Source organism: Litoribaculum gwangyangense, assembly GCF_039543505.1.
GTDB classification, from domain to species: domain Bacteria; phylum Bacteroidota; class Bacteroidia; order Flavobacteriales; family Flavobacteriaceae; genus Litoribaculum; species Litoribaculum gwangyangense.
This window is the reverse complement of record NZ_BAABJW010000003.1, coordinates 91,093-109,830: the sequence shown is the minus strand read 5'-3', so window position 1 is coordinate 109,830 and position 18,738 is coordinate 91,093. Positions and strand designations below refer to the sequence as shown.

The following is an 18,738-nucleotide window of genomic DNA, read 5'->3' as shown; positions in this document are numbered from 1 at the left end:
ATATCTATTTATTTTAATCAAAAACTCAAAATCTTTAAATAAACTCACATAAACAATGAAAAACTTCACGTATTTTATTATATCTATTTTTTTGGTTTCTACTGGCTTATTTGCTCAAGAGGAAACTAAACCTCAAGGTCACACAGACCAAAATAAATTTAGGCAAATGAAAGACCTATTAGCTACTCCAAACGAAACTAGAACAGCTTCTGGTGCGCCCGGTTATGCCTACACACAACAAAAGGTAGATTATATTATAAATGTTAGTTTAGACGAAAATAAAAATAGAATTTATGGTGATGAAAAAATCACCTATCATAACAATTCAAAAGATTATTTGGAGTATTTGTGGATACAACTGGACCAAAATATGAGGGCCAAAGATTCAAAAACGCCAGATATTAATTCAGAGAGTTTTAATGTACCTTTTAATGGTGCGAAATCCTTTACCAACGCTAATTTAAAAGAGCGTTTTGATGGAGGTTTCAATATCGAGTATGTAAAAAATGAAGATGGATCAAATTTATCTCATTCAATCAATCAAACGATGATGCGAATCAATTTGTCCAAACCTTTAGCTCCAGGTGAAATTTTTAAGTTCCAAATAAAGTGGTGGTATAATATCAATGATATAAATGTTGATGGTGGTCGTTCTGGTTTGGAAACCTTTCCGGATGGCAATAACAACTATACTATAGCGCAGTTTTATCCAAGACTTTGCGTTTACGATAATGTTGAAGGCTGGCAAAATATGCAATTTTGGGGTAGAAGTGAGTTCGCTTTGGAGTTTGGAGATTTTGATGTAAAAATAACGGTACCAACAGATCATATTTTAGAAGCTACTGGAGATTTGCAAAACCCAAAAGATGTTTTAACAAAGGAACAGCAAAAACGATACGAAATAGCAAAAAAATCATTTAAAGACCCTGTTTTTATTGTAACTCAAGCAGAAGCTGAAGTAGCTGAAAAAGGAAGGAGTAATAAAACTAAAACATGGCACTTTAAAGCCAATATGGTTAGAGATTTTGCATTTGCCTCATCCCGAAAATACATATGGGATGCCATGGCTGTTGATATTAATGGAAGAGCGGTTATGGCAATTTCACTTTACCCAAAGGAAGGAAATCCTTTGTGGGAAGAACATTCAACCAGAGTGGTTGCAAATACTTTGGAGGAATACTCCAAACTAACATTTGATTATCCCTATAGTAAAGCAGTTTCTGTGCATTCAGAAAGACAAGGAATGGAATACCCTATGATTTGTTTTAACTATGGGCGTCCAAATCCTGATGGAACTTATTCAGAAAGAGTAAAAAGAGGAATGATTGGAGTTATCACGCATGAGGTTGGACATAATTTCTTTCCAATGATTGTTAATAGCGATGAAAGACAATGGACTTGGATGGACGAAGGATTAAATTCTTTTGTTGAAACGTTAGCAGAGTTAGATTACGACCCTAATTTTATTACTGGGAATTTGCCCAAAGATATTGTGCCTTATATGGGAGGCGATCAAAGTTATCTATCACCAATAATGTCTCAAGGAGACTATGTTTACCAATTCGGACCTAATGCTTACACGAAACCAGCAGCTGGATTATACATGCTAAGACAAACCATTATGGGACCGGAGCTATTTGATTATGCTTTTAGAACCTATTCTCAACGTTGGATGTTCAAACATCCAACTCCTGAAGATTTCTTTAGAAGTATGGAGGACGCCTCTGCTATGGATTTAGATTGGTTTTGGAGAGGTTGGTTTTACACAACGGACTATACCGATATAGGAGTTAAAGATGTTAAACAATACTATTTAACAGATAAACCAACAGATGTTGCTATGGAACAAGCAAAACGATATAATATGAGTTTAGATAATTATAAAGATCAATTAGTTTACTATGCGGAAGCTGAAAATGGTGCGATACCAAACGACGCTAAAAGTCCTAATGATTTTGAATTTTTAAATGAGTATTTACAAGGTTTACCAGATGAAGAAAGGGCTTCATTAAAAGAAGCTCCAAAATATTTTTATGAGGTTACTTTTAATAAACCTGGAGGTTTAGTAATGCCAATAATTGTGGAGTTAACATACGAAGATGGCACTAAGGAAAGAAAAATGTATCCAGCACAAATTTGGAGATATAATGATAAAGAAGTAAAAAAGGTGTTTAAAACAGAAAAGGCAATTACAAATATAGTTGTTGACCCTGATTTAGAAACAGCTGATGTTGATACATCAAACAACTCTTGGCCAAAAGAAAATAAGGAAAATAAATTTGATGAATTTAAAGATAAAGTAAAAGGTTAAAAAGCCATCAACTAATCAGTTTAAAACAATAACCAAAAACAAAAAAGTCAAAATGAAAAAACTAGCATATCTATTCTTTTCTTTTGTAATAGTGTCTTCGTCTGTTTTTGCTCAAGAGCAGCAAAAAGCAATTAGAAAAAGTGGACATACTAATACTAATAAGTTCAAACAGTTATATGATGAGTTTGCTACACCAAATATGTTTAGAACCGGTTCTGGTGCTCCCGGACCAGGGTATTATCAGCAGCAAGCTGATTACAAAATGGATATAGAAATTGATGATGAAAAGGCTAGGCTTTCAGGTTTTGAAACAATAACATATACCAATAATTCACCAGATGAATTAACTTATTTATGGGTTCAGTTAGACCAAAATATGAGGGCTAAAGACTCTAAATCACCTTTAATTGAAAGCAGAGCTATCAGAGAGGCATCTACAACCGATGGATTTTTTAATTCTTACATGAAAGAGCGTTTTGATGGGGGATTTAATATTCAAAAAGTTATTGATTTGAATGGAAACGATTTAGCACATATGATACATCAAACCATGATGCGTGTGGAATTACCAAAACCACTAAAAACGGGTGAGCAATTCTCGTTTTCAATAAAATGGTGGTATAACATTAATGACCATGTAAAAGATGGTGGTCGTTCAGGATATGAATATTTCCCAGAAAATGATAATAGAATTTATGTAATGGCCCAGTTTTATCCAAGAATGGCTGTTTATAATGATGTTGAGGGATGGCAAAATTCACAGTTTTGGGGGCGAGATGAGTTTGCTTTACCTTTTGGAAATTTTGATGTGAATATAACAGTACCAGCAGATCATATTCTAGATGGTACCGGTTGGTTAACAAATCGTAAAGAAGTGTTCACTAAAGAGATGATGAAACGTTACGAAATAGCAAAAAACACGTTTGATACTCCAGTTAAAATTGTTACGCAAGCAGAAGCCGAAATAGCAGAAAAACAAAAAAGCAGTAGTAAAAAAACATGGAAATTATCTGCTCAAAATGTTCGAGATTTTGGTTTTGCCACATCAAGAAAATTTATTTGGGATATGATGGCTGTAAAAATTGGCGATAGAAATGTGATGGCAGTTTCACTTTATTCAAAAGAGGGCAATCCTTTATGGGAGCAATGGTCAACAAAAACAGTTGCTAGTACTTTGAAATCGTATTCAAGAATGACCTTTGATTATCCATATCATAAAGCTATTTCTGTTCATGCACCTATGGGGATGGAGTATCCCATGATTTGTTACAATTTTGGTCGACCAGAACCAGACGGTACTTATAGTGATCGCGTAAAGTATGGCATGATGGGTGTTATCATTCATGAAGTAGGACATAATTTCTTTCCTATGATTGTTAATAGTGATGAACGTCAATGGACATGGATGGATGAGGGTCTTAACTCTTTTGTTCAATATGTTGCACAACAGGATTTTGGTGAATGGTACCCTGATGCCCTTTCTGAAGGAGATGAAGTATTCCCTTCAAGACGTGGGCCAGCCGCTAAAATTATTCCTTACATGAGTGGAGACCAAGATTATATTGCACCCATAATGACCAAAGGTTTAAATACCTATCAATTTGGTAATAATGCCTATGGAAAACCCGCTACTGCCTTAAATATTTTAAGAGAAACGGTAATGGGCCGTGAACTTTTTGATTATGCATTTAAAGAGTATGCTCGACGTTGGATGTTCAAACACCCAACTCCTGAAGATTTTTTTAGAACTATGGAAGATGCTTCTGCTTTTGATTTGGATTGGTTCTGGAGAGGTTGGTTTTATACGACAGATTGGGTAGATATAGGTTTAAAAGAAGTAAAAAAATATTATGTAACCTCAAAGCCAAATAAGTATGGCGAAGAATTGGCAAAAAGATTTAATAGAGATATCAAAGACTATGTTTTTTTGGTAGAAGAAGGCAGTGAAGAGTTTGAAGAACCCATGCGTAATTCCGATCCAATAAGTGCTTCACCAACTTTAAAAGAATATTTAATGGATAACTTTACCGAAGAAGAGCGTAAAAACATACATGCTCCTAAATACTTTTATAATATTACTTTTGAGAAACCAGGTGGTTTGGTTATGCCAATTATCGTTCAATATACTTACGACGATGGTACTTCGAAAACAGAAACCTATCCAGCTCAAATTTGGCGGCTAAATGATAATGAAGTTAGTAAAACTATTGCATCAGATAAGGAAATTGTAAGTATTGTAATAGATCCTAAATTAGAAACAGCAGATATTGATACTTCTAACAATTCATGGCCTAAAAAAAGTAAACAAAGTGATTTCGAAAAGTTTAAAGAAAAGGTTAGAGGTTAGTAAAAATTAAAAAAACAAAAGCCAACTTATAAATGTTGGCTTTTTTTATTATGTATTAAACCCTTTAATATTTCTTTATTCTATAGAAACAACTTACTATATTTGTGATGTGATACATCTAACTACATTTTTATTCATTAGCGGTGCTGAAATAGCTTTTATTCTATTTATAGCTATCATGGTGTTTGGTGCTGATAAGTTGCCCGAAATTGCGCGAGGTTTGGGTAAAGGTATGCGAACACTTAAAGATGCCACTAACGATATAAAACATGAAATAACCAAAACTGCTCAAAAAAACGGCATTGATACCAGTATTACTTCTGATGTAAAAAAAGAACTCGATAAAGTAAAAGATGATTTAGAGGATTTTACAGGTTCTGTTAAGCGTAAGCTCTAAATTTTCCTACTTATAGTTAATCCATCTCTTATTGGTAATAAAACCGTTTCTATGCGATCGTCTTCTTTCAAAAGTTTGTTGTAAGCTACAAGAGCTGGAGTAGACGTGTCATCTTTCTTGAATTCCGTATCTAATACCTTACCACTCCAAAGGACATTATCAGACAATATAATACCACCTTTGGTTACCTTGTCTATAACTATATTAAAATAATTTACATAGTTTTCCTTATCGGCATCAATAAAAACCAAATCAAAGGTTTTGTTCAGTTTAGGGATTATTTCCAATGCATTTCCCAAATGCTGATAAATTTGATGACCATGATTTGATTTATCAAAATATTTACGCTGAAAATCAACTAATTCTTCATTAATATCAATAGTATGTAATTCACCCTTATCTTGAATTCCCTCTGCTAAGCAAAGTGCTGAATAACCAGTGTAAGTGCCTATTTCTAATATGTTTTTTGGCTTTACCAATTTAGAAATTATACTTAAAAGGCGTCCTTGATAATGCCCACTTAACATTCGTGGCTGTAAAATTTTTTGAAAAGTTTCACGGGTTAATTGTTGTAACAATAGGGGTTCATCTTCAGAATGTTGAACCACATAGTCATCTAAATCTTCGGGTATAAAATGCATTAACTTAAAATTCTATTAATCAGGTTTTCTTTGGCCTTTTTATCATCACCACAAAGCCATTGAATGACGTTGTCTTCCCAAATGGCATCATATTCTGTCTGATTTATAATTTTTCTTTCCATGGCTAAATCTAAAATTTTTCCAGGGTATGAAGATTGTTTTGCACTTTCCATTTCACCTAAGGGATAAGGGTCGTCTAAACCCATCAAAACTTGTTTAGACCCTTGATTTTTGATTAATAGTTCTAACGAACCCGTATCATGAACCAAAGTATCAAAGAAAATATTTTTGTGGCCAACGGCTTTTCTTGGGTGATGTTTGCCTTCAAATAAATCGGGTCTTCCATCAAAACCTTGAATGCGTCTTCCCAAATTAATTTGTGCCAATTGACCTCCATGTGCAAAGCATGTACGCATATTGGGGAATTTTTCTTGGTAACCATTTAGTGTTAAAAAATGATAAGCATCCGCACATTGTGCCAACATCCAAATTAGATGAAAACGCCATGATGTATTCTCAAGTTTGATAAATTTTTCTCCATCATATGGATGAATCTCAACAGCTAAATTATATTTACTTGCCAATTCAAAAATAGGTTCATTTTCTTCATCAAAAATACAGCGCCATGTGCCTATGGTATCCATATAGTGGGTTGGTAAACAAAGTAACTGCATGCCATGGGTTTCTACGCAACGCTCAATTTCCCAACAAGCACTTCTTACAAAACCAGGATGTACTACAAAACCACAAGTGAATTTTTTTGGGTTTTCATGCTGGATTTTAGCATTAAAATCGTTTTGAAAACGCAATGCTTTTTTCATTTCCTCAACCCGCAACCCGTTACCATACAATTGCGAGAGATTTAAAACAACAGCATGGTCTATTTTATTGCGCTCCATCCATTCTAACTTTTCATGTAAAAAGAAACTGGAGTCAGTTATGGGTCTATTCCAATCTTTTTGCAGCATGAATTTTCGGTCTTTATCAACCCAAAAAATACCTTTTTCCTGCATGAAATCTGGAATTTCCTCAGGGTAGGGAAGTAAATGTGAATGGCCGTTAATTCTTAATTTGCGTTTTTCCATTTTGTTATTCCTGCAAGTGCAGAAATCTAGTTTTAATCAATTTGAACTTTCTTAGGAGGTTGCATCACTTCACCACAATTTGGGCAGCTACGTTTATCTAGGTTGCCGTAGTAATTGTCAAATATTTTTGGCATATCGGTCTCAATATTTTCTAAAGTAAAATCTTCTCCGTAAAGTTTGGTGTTACAATGTTCGCAAAACCAAAGCAAAGCATCTTTAACACCTTTTTCCCTGGGATATTCAATAACCAATCCCACGGTATTGGCTCCTCGTTGAGGCGAATGCGGCACTTTAGGTGGCAATAAAAAGATTTCGCCCTCTTTAATATGAATATCTTTTGGGGTGCCTTTATCAATTACTTTTAAAACGATATCACCCTCTACTTGGTAAAAAAATTCTGGGGTTTCGTTGTAGTGGTAGTCTTTTCTGCTATTAGGGCCACCAACAACCATGACAATAAAATCACCGTCTTTCCACACCACTTTATTGCCAACAGGGGGTTTTAACAAATGTCTATTCTCTTCAATCCAAGCTTTAAAATTTATTGGCGGATATAATTTACTCATGATTTTATATTTTGGGCGTGCCCCTTAGGGTCGGGCTTTACGCGCTACTTGGTAGCTAGCTTCAATCCCTCACGCAATTAATGACATCTATAAAGTTACAAACTTTTTGTACGACCACCATCAACAGGAACGTTAATTCCATTAACATAACTGGCAGCTTCACCAGCCAAAAAAACAATCACATTGGCCGTTTCTTCTGGTTGAGCAAATCGTTTTACAGGCGCATAATTTTTCATCATTTTTGTCATATCCTCAACAGATGTATCAGCACCTAGAGCTTTAATTTTTATAATTTCAGATAAACGTTCTGTTTCGGTAAATCCAGGTAATACATTGTTAACAGTAATACCAAATTCGGCAACTTCTTCAGCTAAGGTTTTGCTCCAATTTCCAACGGCACCTCTAATAGTGTTGCTTACTCCTAAACCAGGTATGGGTTCTTTAACAGAGGTAGAAATCACATTTACAATCCTGCCAAAACCTTGTTCTTTCATAAACGGAATAGTAGCCTGTGCTAATACATGATTACATTTTAAATGCATGGTAAAAGCATTTTCAAACTCCTCCAAGCTGGCATTTAAAATAGCACCACTTCTTGGTCCACCTGTATTGTTTATTAGAATGTGGAAGCCGTTATTTTTTTCAATATGTTTAATAACTTGTTCTTGCAAATCTCTGGGGTTAGAAAAATCGGCTACAATATAACTATGGTTTCCATCTGTTGGTAATTCTTCCAATACAGCTTTAAGTTTTTCTCTATTTCTCGCCACTAACGTTACGTTAACACCTTCGTTTGCCAATGCTATAGCTGTCGCTTTTCCAATTCCTTGTGTGCTGCCGCAAACTAAGGCGTTTTTGTTTTTTATGTTTAAGTTCATTTTTAATATTTTATACAAACATTTTTCGCTTCTGTAAAAAATCGCAATGCTTCAAAACCACCTTCACGACCAACTCCAGAAGCTTTCATGCCACCAAAAGGGGTACGTAAATCGCGAAGCATCCAAGTGTTGACCCACACAATACCAGCTTCAATTTGGTTAGTTATTCGCATGGTACGTTTTAAATCGTTCGTCCAAATGGTAGCGGATAATCCATATTTCACTTTGTTGGCCATTTGTAAAACTTCTTCCTCGGTATTAAAAGGCATGATGGTTACTACGGGTCCAAATACTTCTTCTTGGTTTATTCTGCAATCATCAGTTTCTATTTCAATGACGGTGGGTTCAAGATAATAACCATTTTCAAAACCTTTTACTTCTACTTGGTTTCCTCCGCAAAGAATTTTACCATTTTCCTTTTTGGCAACTTCAATATAACTCAATATTTTTTCAAGATGTGGTTTGGAAACCAATGCGCCAATATCAGTTGAATTATCCGAAGGATGCCCAACTTTAAGTTTCTTAACCCTTTCAACAAAGTCTTTTTTAAACTTAGCATAAATAGGCGATTCTATAAATAAACGACTACCACACAAACAAATTTGTCCTTGATTAGCAAATGAAGAGTTGATGGTAGTCTCTAACATATTATCATAATTACAATCAGCAAAGATGATATTTGGGTTTTTGCCACCAAGTTCCAAGGATAGTTTTTTAAACATGGGAGCAGCTATTTTAGCAATATGAGCACCTGTTTCTGTGCCTCCAGTAAAACTAATGGCTTTAATTTCTGGATGCTCTATAATAGCTTGACCAGTGGTTGATCCCAAACCATGAACAATATTTAAAACGCCTTTTGGTAGTCCAGCTTCATTACAAATGTCACCTAATAAAAAAGCAGTCATGGGAGTTACTTCACTGGGTTTGGCAACCACACAATTACCAGCAGCTATGGCTGGCGCTATTTTCCAAGTGAAAAGGTAGAGTGGTAAGTTCCATGGCGAAATACAACCCACCACGCCAATGGGTTGGCGCAACGTATAATTAATAGCATCTTGACCAATACTTTCATGACTCTCACTGGCAAATTGAGTTATGGCATTACCAAAAAAACGAAAATTACTTGCTGCTCGAGGGATATCTATACTTTTTGCTAAAGAGATAGGTTTTCCATTATCCTTGCTTTCAGCTTCGGCAAAACGTTGTAAATTGGCTTCTAATAATTCGGATATTTTAATCAAAATTCGACTTCGTTCTTCCAATGTGGTTTGCGACCAACCAGGAAAGGCTGATTTAGCACTTTGATATGCTTGCTCCACATCTTCAGCCGAAGAGTTGGGCAGTTTTCCATAAACCTCACCGTTTGCAGGGCAGTAATTATCTAACCAATCATCTTGAATTGGATTAACAAATTGACCGTTTATGAAGTTTTGGATGTTCATTTATACTTAGATTATACAAATAAGAAATTAAAACAGAGACTTTTTTCTCCAATCTCAATGCTTAATTCTATTTTTTATAAGCCATTACTTTAATTTCCACCACCAAATCCGGATGTGGTAATTGATGAACAGCCACTGTGGTTCGGGTTGGTCCAGTTTCTTTATCAAAAAACTCAGCATACGCTTTGTTGTAACCAGCAAAATCGTTCATGTTTACTAGAAATGACGTCACATCTACCACATCTTTTAAAGTAGCACCTTCTTTTGCTAAATTTTTCTCAATATTTTTTAAGACTTCACGAGTTTGAACTTCAATATTTAATCGTTTTGTACCCATCTCGTCTATAATATCAACACCAGCAATCGTATTGTCTGCTCTTCTGGAGCTGGTTCCTGAGACAAAAATAAAATCACCAACACGTTTGGTGTGTGGATAAGCGCCTCTGGGTGTTACAGTTTTTTCACTCATGATATTTATTTTAATCCAGCAATTCTATCATCTTCAAGAATAGCCTCAGTTTCTTTTTTTACATTGTTTAGGATGATTTTTAAATCATCATTTAAATCAATTTTTTTATCGTTCAGCAAGTTTAAAATAGCCTTGTCCTGCGCCCGACCTCTTAACATGGCTTCTCTATATCCAATATCTTCATTGAAAGTTACTAACGAATATTTAGAAGAGTATTCATTTGGAAATGTTTTTTCCAAAGCCATTTCCAATTTACGCTTTTCTTGAAAAATAGGATGTGCTACGTGGTCTTTCATTTCATGAAAATTATCAATAGCTAAATCAGCGATGGCATCGGTATCCTTTTTTCGTGTTTTTTCATATTCCTTGAAAATGGTTTCCCAATCGCCTTTATGTTTTTCCAGAATGGTATCAAAAACCACCACATCTTCAAAAGAAGCATTCATACCTTGACCGTAGAATGGTACAATAGCGTGGGCTGCATCACCCATTAAAAGCGTATTACCCTTATAGTGCCAAGGGGAACACTTTACAGTTCCTAATGGCGCTGTTGGATTTTCAAAAAAATCTTCTATTAAATTTGGCATAATAGCCAACGCATCAGGGAATTCCTTTTGGAAAAACTCCAAGACTTTTTCCTCTGTGTTTAGGTTATTGAAATTGAATTCACCTTCATTATAGCTTAAAAATAGTGTCACCGTGAAACTACCATCTAAATTGGGTAATGCAATAAGCATAAAACTGCCACGAGGCCAAATGTGTAAAGCGTTTTTGAAGGCTTTATAATCGCCATTTTCTTTAGGTAAAATAGTGAGTTCTTTATAACCATGGGTTAAATATTCCTGTGAAAAACTAAACAGGAACTTTTTACCTAAATAGTAGCTTTTTCGCATGGCAGAACCCGCGCCATCTGTTGCGATGATGACATCGGCATCTTCTATAAATTGGCTTTTTGTTTCGTTATCTTCAAATAGGGCAGTGGTTTTTTCAAAATCAACCGACTTGCATTTTCTGTTGAAATAAATATGAACGTTTTCATGCTTTTCGGCTTCGTCTAGAAGTAATGCATTCAAACCTCCACGGGAAATAGAATTGATATATTCGTGCTCTCGACCACTGTAATTAGACTGAAAGGTATTGCCGTGTTCATCATGTATCATGCGCCCATACATAGGAATACAGAGCGATTTGACTTTCTCCTCTAAACCAACCAGTTTCATAGCTTTATTACCTCTATCTGAAAAGGCTAAATTGATGGAGCGTCCCGCTGAAATATCAACTTTACGTAAATCTGGCCGCATTTCGTAAACCGAAACACGATAACCCAATTGCCCCAAACGCAGCGCTAGAAGACTTCCACAGAGTCCTGCGCCAATAATGAGTATATTTTGTTGTTTATTCATTTAAAATAAGCTTCAATTTTTCAACCAATCTATACACATCTTCAAACGAATTGTAAAAAGGTACTGGTGCACAACGGATTACATCTGGTTCGCGCCAATCACTAATGACACCACTTTCAGTAAGTTTGTGATGCAATGATTTATCAGCATTTTTAACTTGAATGGATAATTGGCAACCACGTTCCTCTGAGTTTTTGGGAGTAATAATTCTTATGGTATCTTCTCCTAATTCATTTAGCAAAAACTCAAAATAGTCTGTTAGTTTTTTTGATTTCTCTATCAGTTTTTCCGTACCTACTTGATGAAACATATCCAAAGACGCTTTTATGGCAGCCATTGACAAAATGGGTGGATTGCTTAATTGCCAGCCTTCGGCTCCTGATAATTGATCAAACTCACCACGCATGTTAAAACGCGTTTGTTTGTTGTGGCTCCACCAACCCGTGAATCGGTTTAAATCTTTTTTAAAGGCATGACGCTCATGAACAAAACAACCTCCTAAGCTACCTGGACCTGAATTTAAGTATTTGTAAGTACACCAAACAGCAAAATCGGCTCCACAATCGTGTAAATTTAATGCTACATTTCCTGCGCCATGGGCACAATCAAACCCTACTTTACAACCATATTTATGACCTAATATTGTAATGCGTTTTAAATCGAAAAACTGCCCCGTATAGTAGTTGACGCCACCTATCAAAATAAGAGCAATTTCTTCACCTTGTTCTTCTAAAATGGTTTCTAAATCTTGGTAATTTAGTAACTCTTTACCTTTTCGGGGTTTCCATAAAATAAGGCCTTCTTGGTCATCAAAACCATGATGACGAAGTTGCGATTCAACTGCATATTTATCACTTGGAAATGCATCACTCTCAATGAGTATTTTATAACGTTTTTTTGTAGGTTGATAAAATGACACCATCATAAAATGAAGGTTTGCGGTGAGGGTATTCATTACCACTACTTCAATTGGTTTAGCACCTACCACTTTTGCCATACTTTCGGTTAAAAATTCATGATAGGTTAACCATGGATTCTTGGCATCTGTGTGTCCTTCAACTCCTAAATTTGCCCAATCATCAAGCTCTTGATTGACATAAGATTTTGTTTGTTTTGGCTGTAAACCAAGCGAGTTTCCTGTCATATAAATCAATTCATTTCCGCGTTTATCTTTGGGTATATGAAACTGATTTCTATAAGATTTTAAGGCATCGTTTTGATCAAGTTCCAAAGCGAATTTCAGATCAGATTTATAATTTGACAAGGTAATTGGTTTTCGATTTCTAACAAAAATAAGCATTATTAAGTTAGAAAGAAACACTAAAAAATTCAACCTAACCCTATCATGTTTTTTGTATATTTAGTAAAACTTTTTGCTATGGGTAAAACTAAAGAATATTCAAATGGCGAGGTTACGATTGTATGGGACGCAAAAAACTGTATACATTCAGGAATTTGCGTAAAAGGCTTGCCAAATGTTTTTAGACCTAAAGTAAGACCTTGGATTAGTATTGATGCAGCTAAAACTGAAGATTTGGTCAATCAAGTAAAACAATGTCCATCTGGGGCTTTGAGTTTTTATATGAATAACGAAAAGGATAAAACCTCCGAAGTCTTAAATACAAAAATTGAAGTTTTGGAAAACGGACCACTTTTGGTTTATGGTACTTTGAATGTTACCCATAAAAATGGTTCCAAAGAAGTGAAAAATAAAACTACTGCTTTTTGCAGATGTGGTGCATCAAACAATAAACCCTACTGTGATGGTGCCCATCTAAAAAATGATTTTAGAGGATAAATTAAAAAAGCGCTTGAATCATTAACTCAAGCGCTTTAGAATATATAGACGCATATTGCGGAAAATTAATATGATACTTTATATACGCCTAGCATTAAATTTTGGATGATGTTTTAATTTATAAAAATTAATCTAAAGTCACTTTTACATCAGTAAACTTTAAATTCCAATCGCCTTTTGCATTTTTATGTTCCATAGCTATTTTAATACCATTAAAATCTTGATAATTTTCAAAGGTATTGGTTAACGAGGGTTCTTGTTGGTTGTTTCTTCTAAAACGCCATTCCTTAATCATAAAATCATCGTTATAGTAAATATCATAAGCATCCCCTGGCGTGTAACCACCACAATTATTGGAATAGGTTAACGTAATTTTATTTAATACCGATTTACTTATTGGCGCTGCCTCTTTGGCGGGTTCAGAGATACTAGCACCAGTATCCCAAACTAGTTGAAAAGGAATCAAGAGCCAAAATTTATCATTTACAAAAGCACTATCAGTTTTGGCAAACAATGAGTCTACTTGTTTTCTATTGTATAGTATCGTATCGGTTTCACGCAAAAGCGATACTTCATTGGTTTTAGTTTTCCAAACCCAACGTCTTTTTTCATTAAAAGTAAAGGCTACTTCAGAAACATTTTTCCAGTTTTCAAAACCATGGGCATGAGCTATTTTTTGGGATATTGAAATTTGATTTTCAACTATTTCTGGTTCAGTGGCTTTTGTTTCAGTTTTCTGTTTGCAACCAACAAAAACAAATAAAAACAAAGTAATATAAATAAGCTTTTTCATAATTTAGATTTTTTGGTAAATATAACTTGAAGATGAATAATAACGAAAAATATTTTGAAATCAATAAGCAAACATGGAATCAAAAGGTAAAAGTACATGCAAAAAGTGATATGTATGATTTGGAGGCTTTTAAAAATGGGAAATCTTCTTTGGGGTCTTATGAAACAGAAGCCCTTATTGACGTAAAAGGAAGGTCGCTTTTACATTTGCAATGTCATTTTGGACAAGATACTTTAAGTTGGAGTAGGTTAGGAGCTACATGTACAGGAGTTGATTTGAGTGATGAAGGCATTAAACTTGCTAAAAAATTAAATAACGAATTGGGTTTAGATGCCCAATTTGTTTGTTGTAATGTTTTAGATACTTCAAAATATATAAAAGAAACTTTTGACATCGTGTTTACAAGTTATGGTGTTATTGGTTGGTTACCCGATTTAAAACCTTGGGGGAAAATGATTGCAGAGCGTTTAAAAAAAGGAGGTACATTTTTTATGGCTGAGTTTCACCCCATCGTTTGGATGTTTGATTATTTAGAGGGTAAACCCGTTATGAAATATGGTTATAATCAAGATGAGGTAATTTATGAAGAATATGAAGGTACTTATGCTAATACAAACTCTAAAATGATTAGTAAGGAATACGCCTGGAATCATGGTTTAGGTGAGGTGGTCACAGCATTAACACAAGCAGGTTTACATATGGAATACTTAAAGGAGTATCATGAAAGTCCTTACGATGTTCTTCCCGAATTGATTAAAACAGATTCTGGAATGTTTGTTACAAAAGATAACTTATATCCTTTGATTTTCACTTTGAAAGCCACAAAGCTTTAACAAGGAGAATTGCCTTTTCTTTGTAGGTTGTTTAAACTTCTCGGCTATGAGTAGTTGCGTGGGTTAGCACTAACTTTGCAAGTACGGACAAAACTGAAAATCCGCTAGGGTTTTCAGAAGTAGGCGAGAACAAGCAACTACTTATAGCCATTGTTATCATCTTTTTTTAGTTCGTTGTGACTTTTCTTTTTGAGAATGACAAGATTAAAACTGCTAGAACAACCAATAATGCACTAAGAAAAGCCACGTACTCATTAATTGAACCAATGTATGCTGTAAAGGCTACCATTTTATCAGCTCTTTCAATTAATTCGCCTATGTATCCATTAACAAAGAATAGGATGGATACTAAAAGCCATGGCCAACCTGACTTTCTTTGGAAAATAAACAGAAGCAAGCCAAAAGCAACACCTATGTAAGTTGCGGTAATGCCGGCTGTTTCAAATCGATAAAACGTTTCTGGGCCCTCAATTTTATAACCCGGAATAAAGCTAATAAGAGTAAAGAAAAGAGCTATTCCGAAAAATAAGAGGGAAGTACTCATCAGAAAATGTCCGTGTAGCATTCTGTTTTTTCGAAATAGGAATCCTAGCAAAATAAGTATAGCAACTTCTAATGCGGGAAATATATTCTGAATCACAAGCATGTCTGCTTCACCACGAGCAGCTGATTTTGATGCTGAGTGAACAGAAAGCAACACTAAGGTTGCGATAAGAATTGGTCCAACAACAAAAATGGAATTACCTAATCTTCTATGTATCGAGTTCTTTCTTGAATCAATATAAACAAGTTGTGCTAAAATTAGTCCGAGCCATAAGAAAGTTGTGAAAACATGCAAGTTTTGATAAAATGTTGGATCGGAATCGGGACCAAAATAGATATTCCAGAAACCCGTAATACTAACCAAGATGACGATTACTAGAAATGCTCGATTTATATTGTTTCTGATTATTTCCACTATTGACTTTTCAGGTTCATTCCTATAATTGATGATAATGTCATGATATGAACTGTTTTCATTTTTTATATCAGCAGTTAAACGAAGTTAGTCGAAAAATTATACAAAATCAATTTTTGTATTTCAGGTTTAATGGCTTTCCTTTAATACCTCTGGCATTTTAGCTTTAAATCTATTTAATCTGGGGATGGATACGTTTTGTATGTAAGGATGATTTGGATGCTTTTTTTCATAATCTTGATGATAATCTTCCGCTACCCAAAACTTTTGAAATGGATACACCTCAGCAGCTATTTTAACGCCTAACTTTTTCGCCAAAGCGTCTTTTTTTCCTAAAATAATATTTTTTTGTTTCTCATTTTGATAAAAAATAATGGAGCGGTACTGCGATCCTCTATCATTACCTTGTCCGTTAACTTGCGTAACATTCTGTGATGCAAAATACACATCAATCAGGGTTTCAAAACTCACTACTTTTGGGTCGTAAATAATTTCAACCGCTTCGGCATGTCCTGTTCTTCCGGTATTGCTAGCTTCGTAGGTTGGGTTATTGGTATGGCCACCAGAATACCCTGAAATGGACTCCTCAACACCTTTTACGCTCTCATAAATAGCTTCAACACACCAAAAGCAACCGCTCGCAAAATAGGCTCGTGCTTTTCCATTTTTAATAGGAACTTCAATAGGTTCAGCATTTATAACTGCTAGTTGTTCTTCGTTATTTTGTGCTTGGTTTTTACAATTAAATATTAAAGTTAAGAGTACTAAAGGAATTAATTTTTTCATGGGTTTTATTTTCTTTTTCAATAGACGGATAAAAGTACAAAACCTTAATGTTTTCTTTGTGAAAGTTTTATTAAAAAACAAAAGCCTTTCGATATCGAAAGGCTTTTAATTAGGTGTTTTTGAATGTTTATAGTTTTGAAAATAATTTTTCCATTTTAGCTTTTTGTTCCTCAGCTAGTGCGGCATCAACTAAAATTCTTCCACTATGCTCATCTGTAATTACTTTTTTACGAGAAGCTATTTCAACCTGTACTTGTGGTGGAATAGTAAAGAAAGACCCACCAGAGGCTCCTCTTTCAATAGGTACGACCGCTAAACCATTTTTCACATTGGTTCTTATTCTAGTATATGCAGCTACCAAACGCTCTTCAATTTGCTCTTTGTATTCTTTAGATTTAGAGATTAAAGCTTCTTCTTCTTTTTCAGTTTCCGCTAGAATGGCATCCAATTCACCTTTTTTGTGTTTTAAATGAGTTTCACGTTCTTTTAAACGCTCCTTAGTTTCCGCTATGACTTCTTTTTTCTGCTCTATTTGTGCTTTAAACTCTTTAATATGCTTTTCAGCTAATTCTATTTCAAGTTCTTGAAATTCAACTTCTTTTGTTAAAGAATTAAATTCTCTATTATTTCTAACGTTTTTTTGTTGTTCACTGTATTTTTTTATTAACGATTTAGATTCTTCAATTAAGTTTTTCTTACTTGCTATATCGTTGTCAATAACCTCTAAACTAGCAACCAGTTTTTCTAATCTTATATTTAATCCAGCTACTTCATCTTCTAAATCACGAACTTCTAATGGAAGTTCTCCACGTACATTTCTAATTTCATCGATACGTGAATCGATAAGTTGTAAATCATAAAGCGCTCTTAAACGCTCTTCTACAGTTGCTTCTTTCTTATTAGCCATACTTTAAAAATACTTAACAGGATTGGTATTCGTGTTTGATAAAATGATTGCAAAATTAGTAATTTTTTTTGTAAGATATGCTACTAAAAGATTTTTTGTGAACTGTTCACTTTCATAATGTCCAATATCTGTTAAAAGGATGTTGTTTTCTGCTTGAAAAAAGTCATGGTATTTTAAATCAGCAGTAACAAAAGCATCCGATCCCGAAGCTTTGGCAGCCTCAATGGCAAAACTGCCTGAGCCACCTAAAACCGCTATTTTTTTTATTTTTTTATTCAAAAAAGAGGAATGCCTGATACATTTGGTATTCATTTTACTTTTTAAATAAGTTAGAAAATCGTTTTCATCCATGGGGTTTTCAAGTTCTCCAACCATTCCCATGCCAATATGTTGATTTTTGTTTTCTAAAGTGGTTATTTCATAGGCTACTTCTTCGTATGTGTGGGTTTTAAAAAGTGTTTCAATCACTTTCGGTTCTAAATGTTTAGCGTAAGTAATCGTAATTTTTGTTTCTTCCTCTTTATGAATCTTGCCTTTTTCACCTTTTTTAGGATTGGAATGTTCATTACCATTATAAGTGCCCATACCTTCTACATTAAAACTGCAATCGCTGTAATATCCTATTTGGCCAGCCCCACTGCTAAATAAGGCGTTTCGCAAAACTTCAGCTTCATTTTTTGGAACATAGGTAGTAAGTTTTTTTATAGTTTCGCTTTGTGGAATTAAAATGCGTTTATTTCTTAATCCCAACTGATCGCAAATCATGTTATTAACACCTTGTAAAGCATTATCTAAAGCCGTGTGGATACTGTAAATAGCGATGTCATGTTTAATAGATTTTATAACAACGCGCTCTACATAATTTTTACCAGTTATTTTTTTTAAACCCTTAAAAATAATAGGGTGGAAGCTTACAATAAGGTTACAGTTTTTTTCTATGGCTTCATCAACAACAGTTTCCAAGGTATCTAAAGTGACTAAAATACCAGAAACAGGAGTGTTTTTGTTACCTACTAAAAGACCCACATTATCAAAATCTTCGGCATAAGCTAATGGCGCAAGTTCTTCTAAATAATTTATGACGTCCTGAACAATCATATTTAATATGTTTTACTTCAAAGATA

At 34.5% G+C, this 18,738-nt stretch carries 18 protein-coding genes; 5 read left to right on the top strand and 13 right to left on the bottom strand.

Features of this window, described 5'->3' with window-relative positions; all coding sequences use genetic code 11:
• Positions 1-55: 55 nt before the first annotated feature.
• The 3 genes from ABD963_RS10005 to ABD963_RS09995 all read left to right on the top strand — a co-directional run bounded on the left by ABD963_RS10005 (position 56) and on the right by ABD963_RS09995 (position 5,055).
• The gene (locus ABD963_RS10005; protein ID WP_345276831.1) at positions 56-2,311 is read left to right on the top strand and encodes a M1 family metallopeptidase; all 2,256 of its coding nucleotides are present in this window, start codon (positions 56-58) and stop codon (positions 2,309-2,311) included.
• Between the two features lie 52 nt (positions 2,312-2,363).
• On the top strand, positions 2,364-4,658 hold the full coding sequence (locus ABD963_RS10000; protein WP_345276830.1) for a M1 family metallopeptidase: 2,295 nt from the start codon (positions 2,364-2,366) through the stop codon (positions 4,656-4,658).
• Positions 4,659-4,767: 109 nt separating this feature from the next.
• Entirely contained in the window at positions 4,768-5,055 is a 288-nt protein-coding gene (locus ABD963_RS09995; protein WP_345276829.1) for a Sec-independent protein translocase subunit TatA/TatB, read from the top strand.
• Here the strand turns inward: ABD963_RS09995 and ABD963_RS09990 are convergent.
• From ABD963_RS09990 to kynU, 8 genes are all read right to left on the bottom strand, one after another.
• Positions 5,052-5,696 carry an O-methyltransferase gene (locus ABD963_RS09990; RefSeq protein WP_345276828.1) on the bottom strand — a complete coding sequence of 215 codons (645 nt, stop codon included), beginning with the start codon at positions 5,694-5,696 and terminating at the stop codon, positions 5,052-5,054. The two genes, ABD963_RS09995 and ABD963_RS09990, sit on opposite strands and share 4 nt — an antisense overlap.
• Complete coding sequence (locus tag ABD963_RS09985; RefSeq protein WP_345276827.1) at positions 5,696-6,781, bottom strand: amidohydrolase family protein; 1,086 nt, start codon at positions 6,779-6,781, stop codon at positions 5,696-5,698. Before ABD963_RS09985 ends, ABD963_RS09990 begins: the two co-directional genes overlap by 1 nt.
• A gap of 32 nt (positions 6,782-6,813) precedes the next feature.
• A complete protein-coding gene (locus tag ABD963_RS09980) occupies positions 6,814-7,347 on the bottom strand; it encodes a 3-hydroxyanthranilate 3,4-dioxygenase (RefSeq protein ID WP_345276826.1) in 534 nt (177 codons plus the stop codon).
• 95 nt (positions 7,348-7,442) lie between these two features.
• A complete protein-coding gene (locus ABD963_RS09975; protein ID WP_345276825.1) occupies positions 7,443-8,225 on the bottom strand; it encodes an SDR family oxidoreductase in 783 nt (260 codons plus the stop codon).
• 2 nt (positions 8,226-8,227) lie between these two features.
• Entirely contained in the window at positions 8,228-9,667 is a 1,440-nt protein-coding gene (locus ABD963_RS09970; RefSeq protein WP_345276824.1) for an aldehyde dehydrogenase, read from the bottom strand.
• Between the two features lie 67 nt (positions 9,668-9,734).
• Positions 9,735-10,136, bottom strand: a complete 402-nt coding sequence (locus ABD963_RS09965) for a RidA family protein (protein ID WP_345276823.1) — start codon at positions 10,134-10,136, stop codon at positions 9,735-9,737.
• A 5-nt stretch (positions 10,137-10,141) separates the two neighbouring features.
• Entirely contained in the window at positions 10,142-11,539 is a 1,398-nt protein-coding gene (locus ABD963_RS09960; protein WP_345276822.1) for an FAD-dependent oxidoreductase, read from the bottom strand.
• Entirely contained in the window at positions 11,532-12,803 is a 1,272-nt protein-coding gene (gene kynU / locus ABD963_RS09955; protein ID WP_345276821.1) for a kynureninase, read from the bottom strand. The genes ABD963_RS09960 and kynU overlap by 8 nt, the downstream gene beginning before the upstream one ends.
• 114 nt (positions 12,804-12,917) lie before the next feature.
• Here kynU and ABD963_RS09950 point away from each other — a divergent pair, with 114 nt between their 5' ends.
• Positions 12,918-13,337: a (4Fe-4S)-binding protein gene (locus ABD963_RS09950; protein WP_345276820.1), complete on the top strand. Its 420-nt coding sequence runs from the start codon at positions 12,918-12,920 to the stop codon at positions 13,335-13,337.
• A gap of 127 nt (positions 13,338-13,464) precedes the next feature.
• Here the strand turns inward: ABD963_RS09950 and ABD963_RS09945 are convergent, their stop codons facing one another.
• The gene (locus tag ABD963_RS09945) at positions 13,465-14,130 is read right to left on the bottom strand and encodes a hypothetical protein (protein ID WP_345276819.1); all 666 of its coding nucleotides are present in this window, start codon (positions 14,128-14,130) and stop codon (positions 13,465-13,467) included.
• A 32-nt stretch (positions 14,131-14,162) separates the two neighbouring features.
• On the opposite strand from ABD963_RS09945, the gene ABD963_RS09940 reads away from it, so the two are divergent.
• Entirely contained in the window at positions 14,163-14,963 is an 801-nt protein-coding gene (locus ABD963_RS09940; RefSeq protein ID WP_345276818.1) for a class I SAM-dependent methyltransferase, read from the top strand.
• A 166-nt stretch (positions 14,964-15,129) separates the two neighbouring features.
• Here the strand turns inward: ABD963_RS09940 and ABD963_RS09935 are convergent, their stop codons facing one another.
• The 4 genes from ABD963_RS09935 to ABD963_RS09920 form a co-directional block, all read right to left on the bottom strand.
• The gene (locus ABD963_RS09935; protein ID WP_345276817.1) at positions 15,130-15,921 is read right to left on the bottom strand and encodes a hypothetical protein; all 792 of its coding nucleotides are present in this window, start codon (positions 15,919-15,921) and stop codon (positions 15,130-15,132) included.
• Between the two features lie 129 nt (positions 15,922-16,050).
• Entirely contained in the window at positions 16,051-16,707 is a 657-nt protein-coding gene (gene msrA / locus ABD963_RS09930; RefSeq protein ID WP_345276816.1) for a peptide-methionine (S)-S-oxide reductase MsrA, read from the bottom strand.
• 127 nt (positions 16,708-16,834) lie between these two features.
• A complete protein-coding gene (locus ABD963_RS09925) occupies positions 16,835-17,614 on the bottom strand; it encodes a zinc ribbon domain-containing protein (RefSeq protein ID WP_345276815.1) in 780 nt (259 codons plus the stop codon).
• Positions 17,615-17,617: 3 nt separating this feature from the next.
• On the bottom strand, positions 17,618-18,712 hold the full coding sequence (locus ABD963_RS09920; RefSeq protein WP_345276814.1) for a Nif3-like dinuclear metal center hexameric protein: 1,095 nt from the start codon (positions 18,710-18,712) through the stop codon (positions 17,618-17,620).
• Positions 18,713-18,738 lie beyond the last annotated feature (26 nt).

Coding starts and splice junctions, on each gene's coding strand:
- ABD963_RS10005 (WP_345276831.1), top strand. CDS start 56: ATGAAAAACTTCACGTATTTTATTATATCTATTTTTTTGGTTTCTACT.
- ABD963_RS09980 (WP_345276826.1), bottom strand. CDS start 7,347: ATGAGTAAATTATATCCGCCAATAAATTTTAAAGCTTGGATTGAAGAG.
- ABD963_RS09940 (WP_345276818.1), top strand. CDS start 14,163: ATGAATAATAACGAAAAATATTTTGAAATCAATAAGCAAACATGGAAT.
- ABD963_RS09975 (WP_345276825.1), bottom strand. CDS start 8,225: ATGAACTTAAACATAAAAAACAAAAACGCCTTAGTTTGCGGCAGCACA.
- ABD963_RS09945 (WP_345276819.1), bottom strand. CDS start 14,130: ATGAAAAAGCTTATTTATATTACTTTGTTTTTATTTGTTTTTGTTGGT.
- ABD963_RS09965 (WP_345276823.1), bottom strand. CDS start 10,136: ATGAGTGAAAAAACTGTAACACCCAGAGGCGCTTATCCACACACCAAA.
- ABD963_RS09920 (WP_345276814.1), bottom strand. CDS start 18,712: ATGATTGTTCAGGACGTCATAAATTATTTAGAAGAACTTGCGCCATTA.
- ABD963_RS09970 (WP_345276824.1), bottom strand. CDS start 9,667: ATGAACATCCAAAACTTCATAAACGGTCAATTTGTTAATCCAATTCAA.
- ABD963_RS10000 (WP_345276830.1), top strand. CDS start 2,364: ATGAAAAAACTAGCATATCTATTCTTTTCTTTTGTAATAGTGTCTTCG.
- ABD963_RS09985 (WP_345276827.1), bottom strand. CDS start 6,781: ATGGAAAAACGCAAATTAAGAATTAACGGCCATTCACATTTACTTCCC.
- ABD963_RS09950 (WP_345276820.1), top strand. CDS start 12,918: ATGGGTAAAACTAAAGAATATTCAAATGGCGAGGTTACGATTGTATGG.
- msrA (WP_345276816.1), bottom strand. CDS start 16,707: ATGAAAAAATTAATTCCTTTAGTACTCTTAACTTTAATATTTAATTGT.
- ABD963_RS09925 (WP_345276815.1), bottom strand. CDS start 17,614: ATGGCTAATAAGAAAGAAGCAACTGTAGAAGAGCGTTTAAGAGCGCTT.
- ABD963_RS09990 (WP_345276828.1), bottom strand. CDS start 5,696: ATGCATTTTATACCCGAAGATTTAGATGACTATGTGGTTCAACATTCT.
- ABD963_RS09960 (WP_345276822.1), bottom strand. CDS start 11,539: ATGAATAAACAACAAAATATACTCATTATTGGCGCAGGACTCTGTGGA.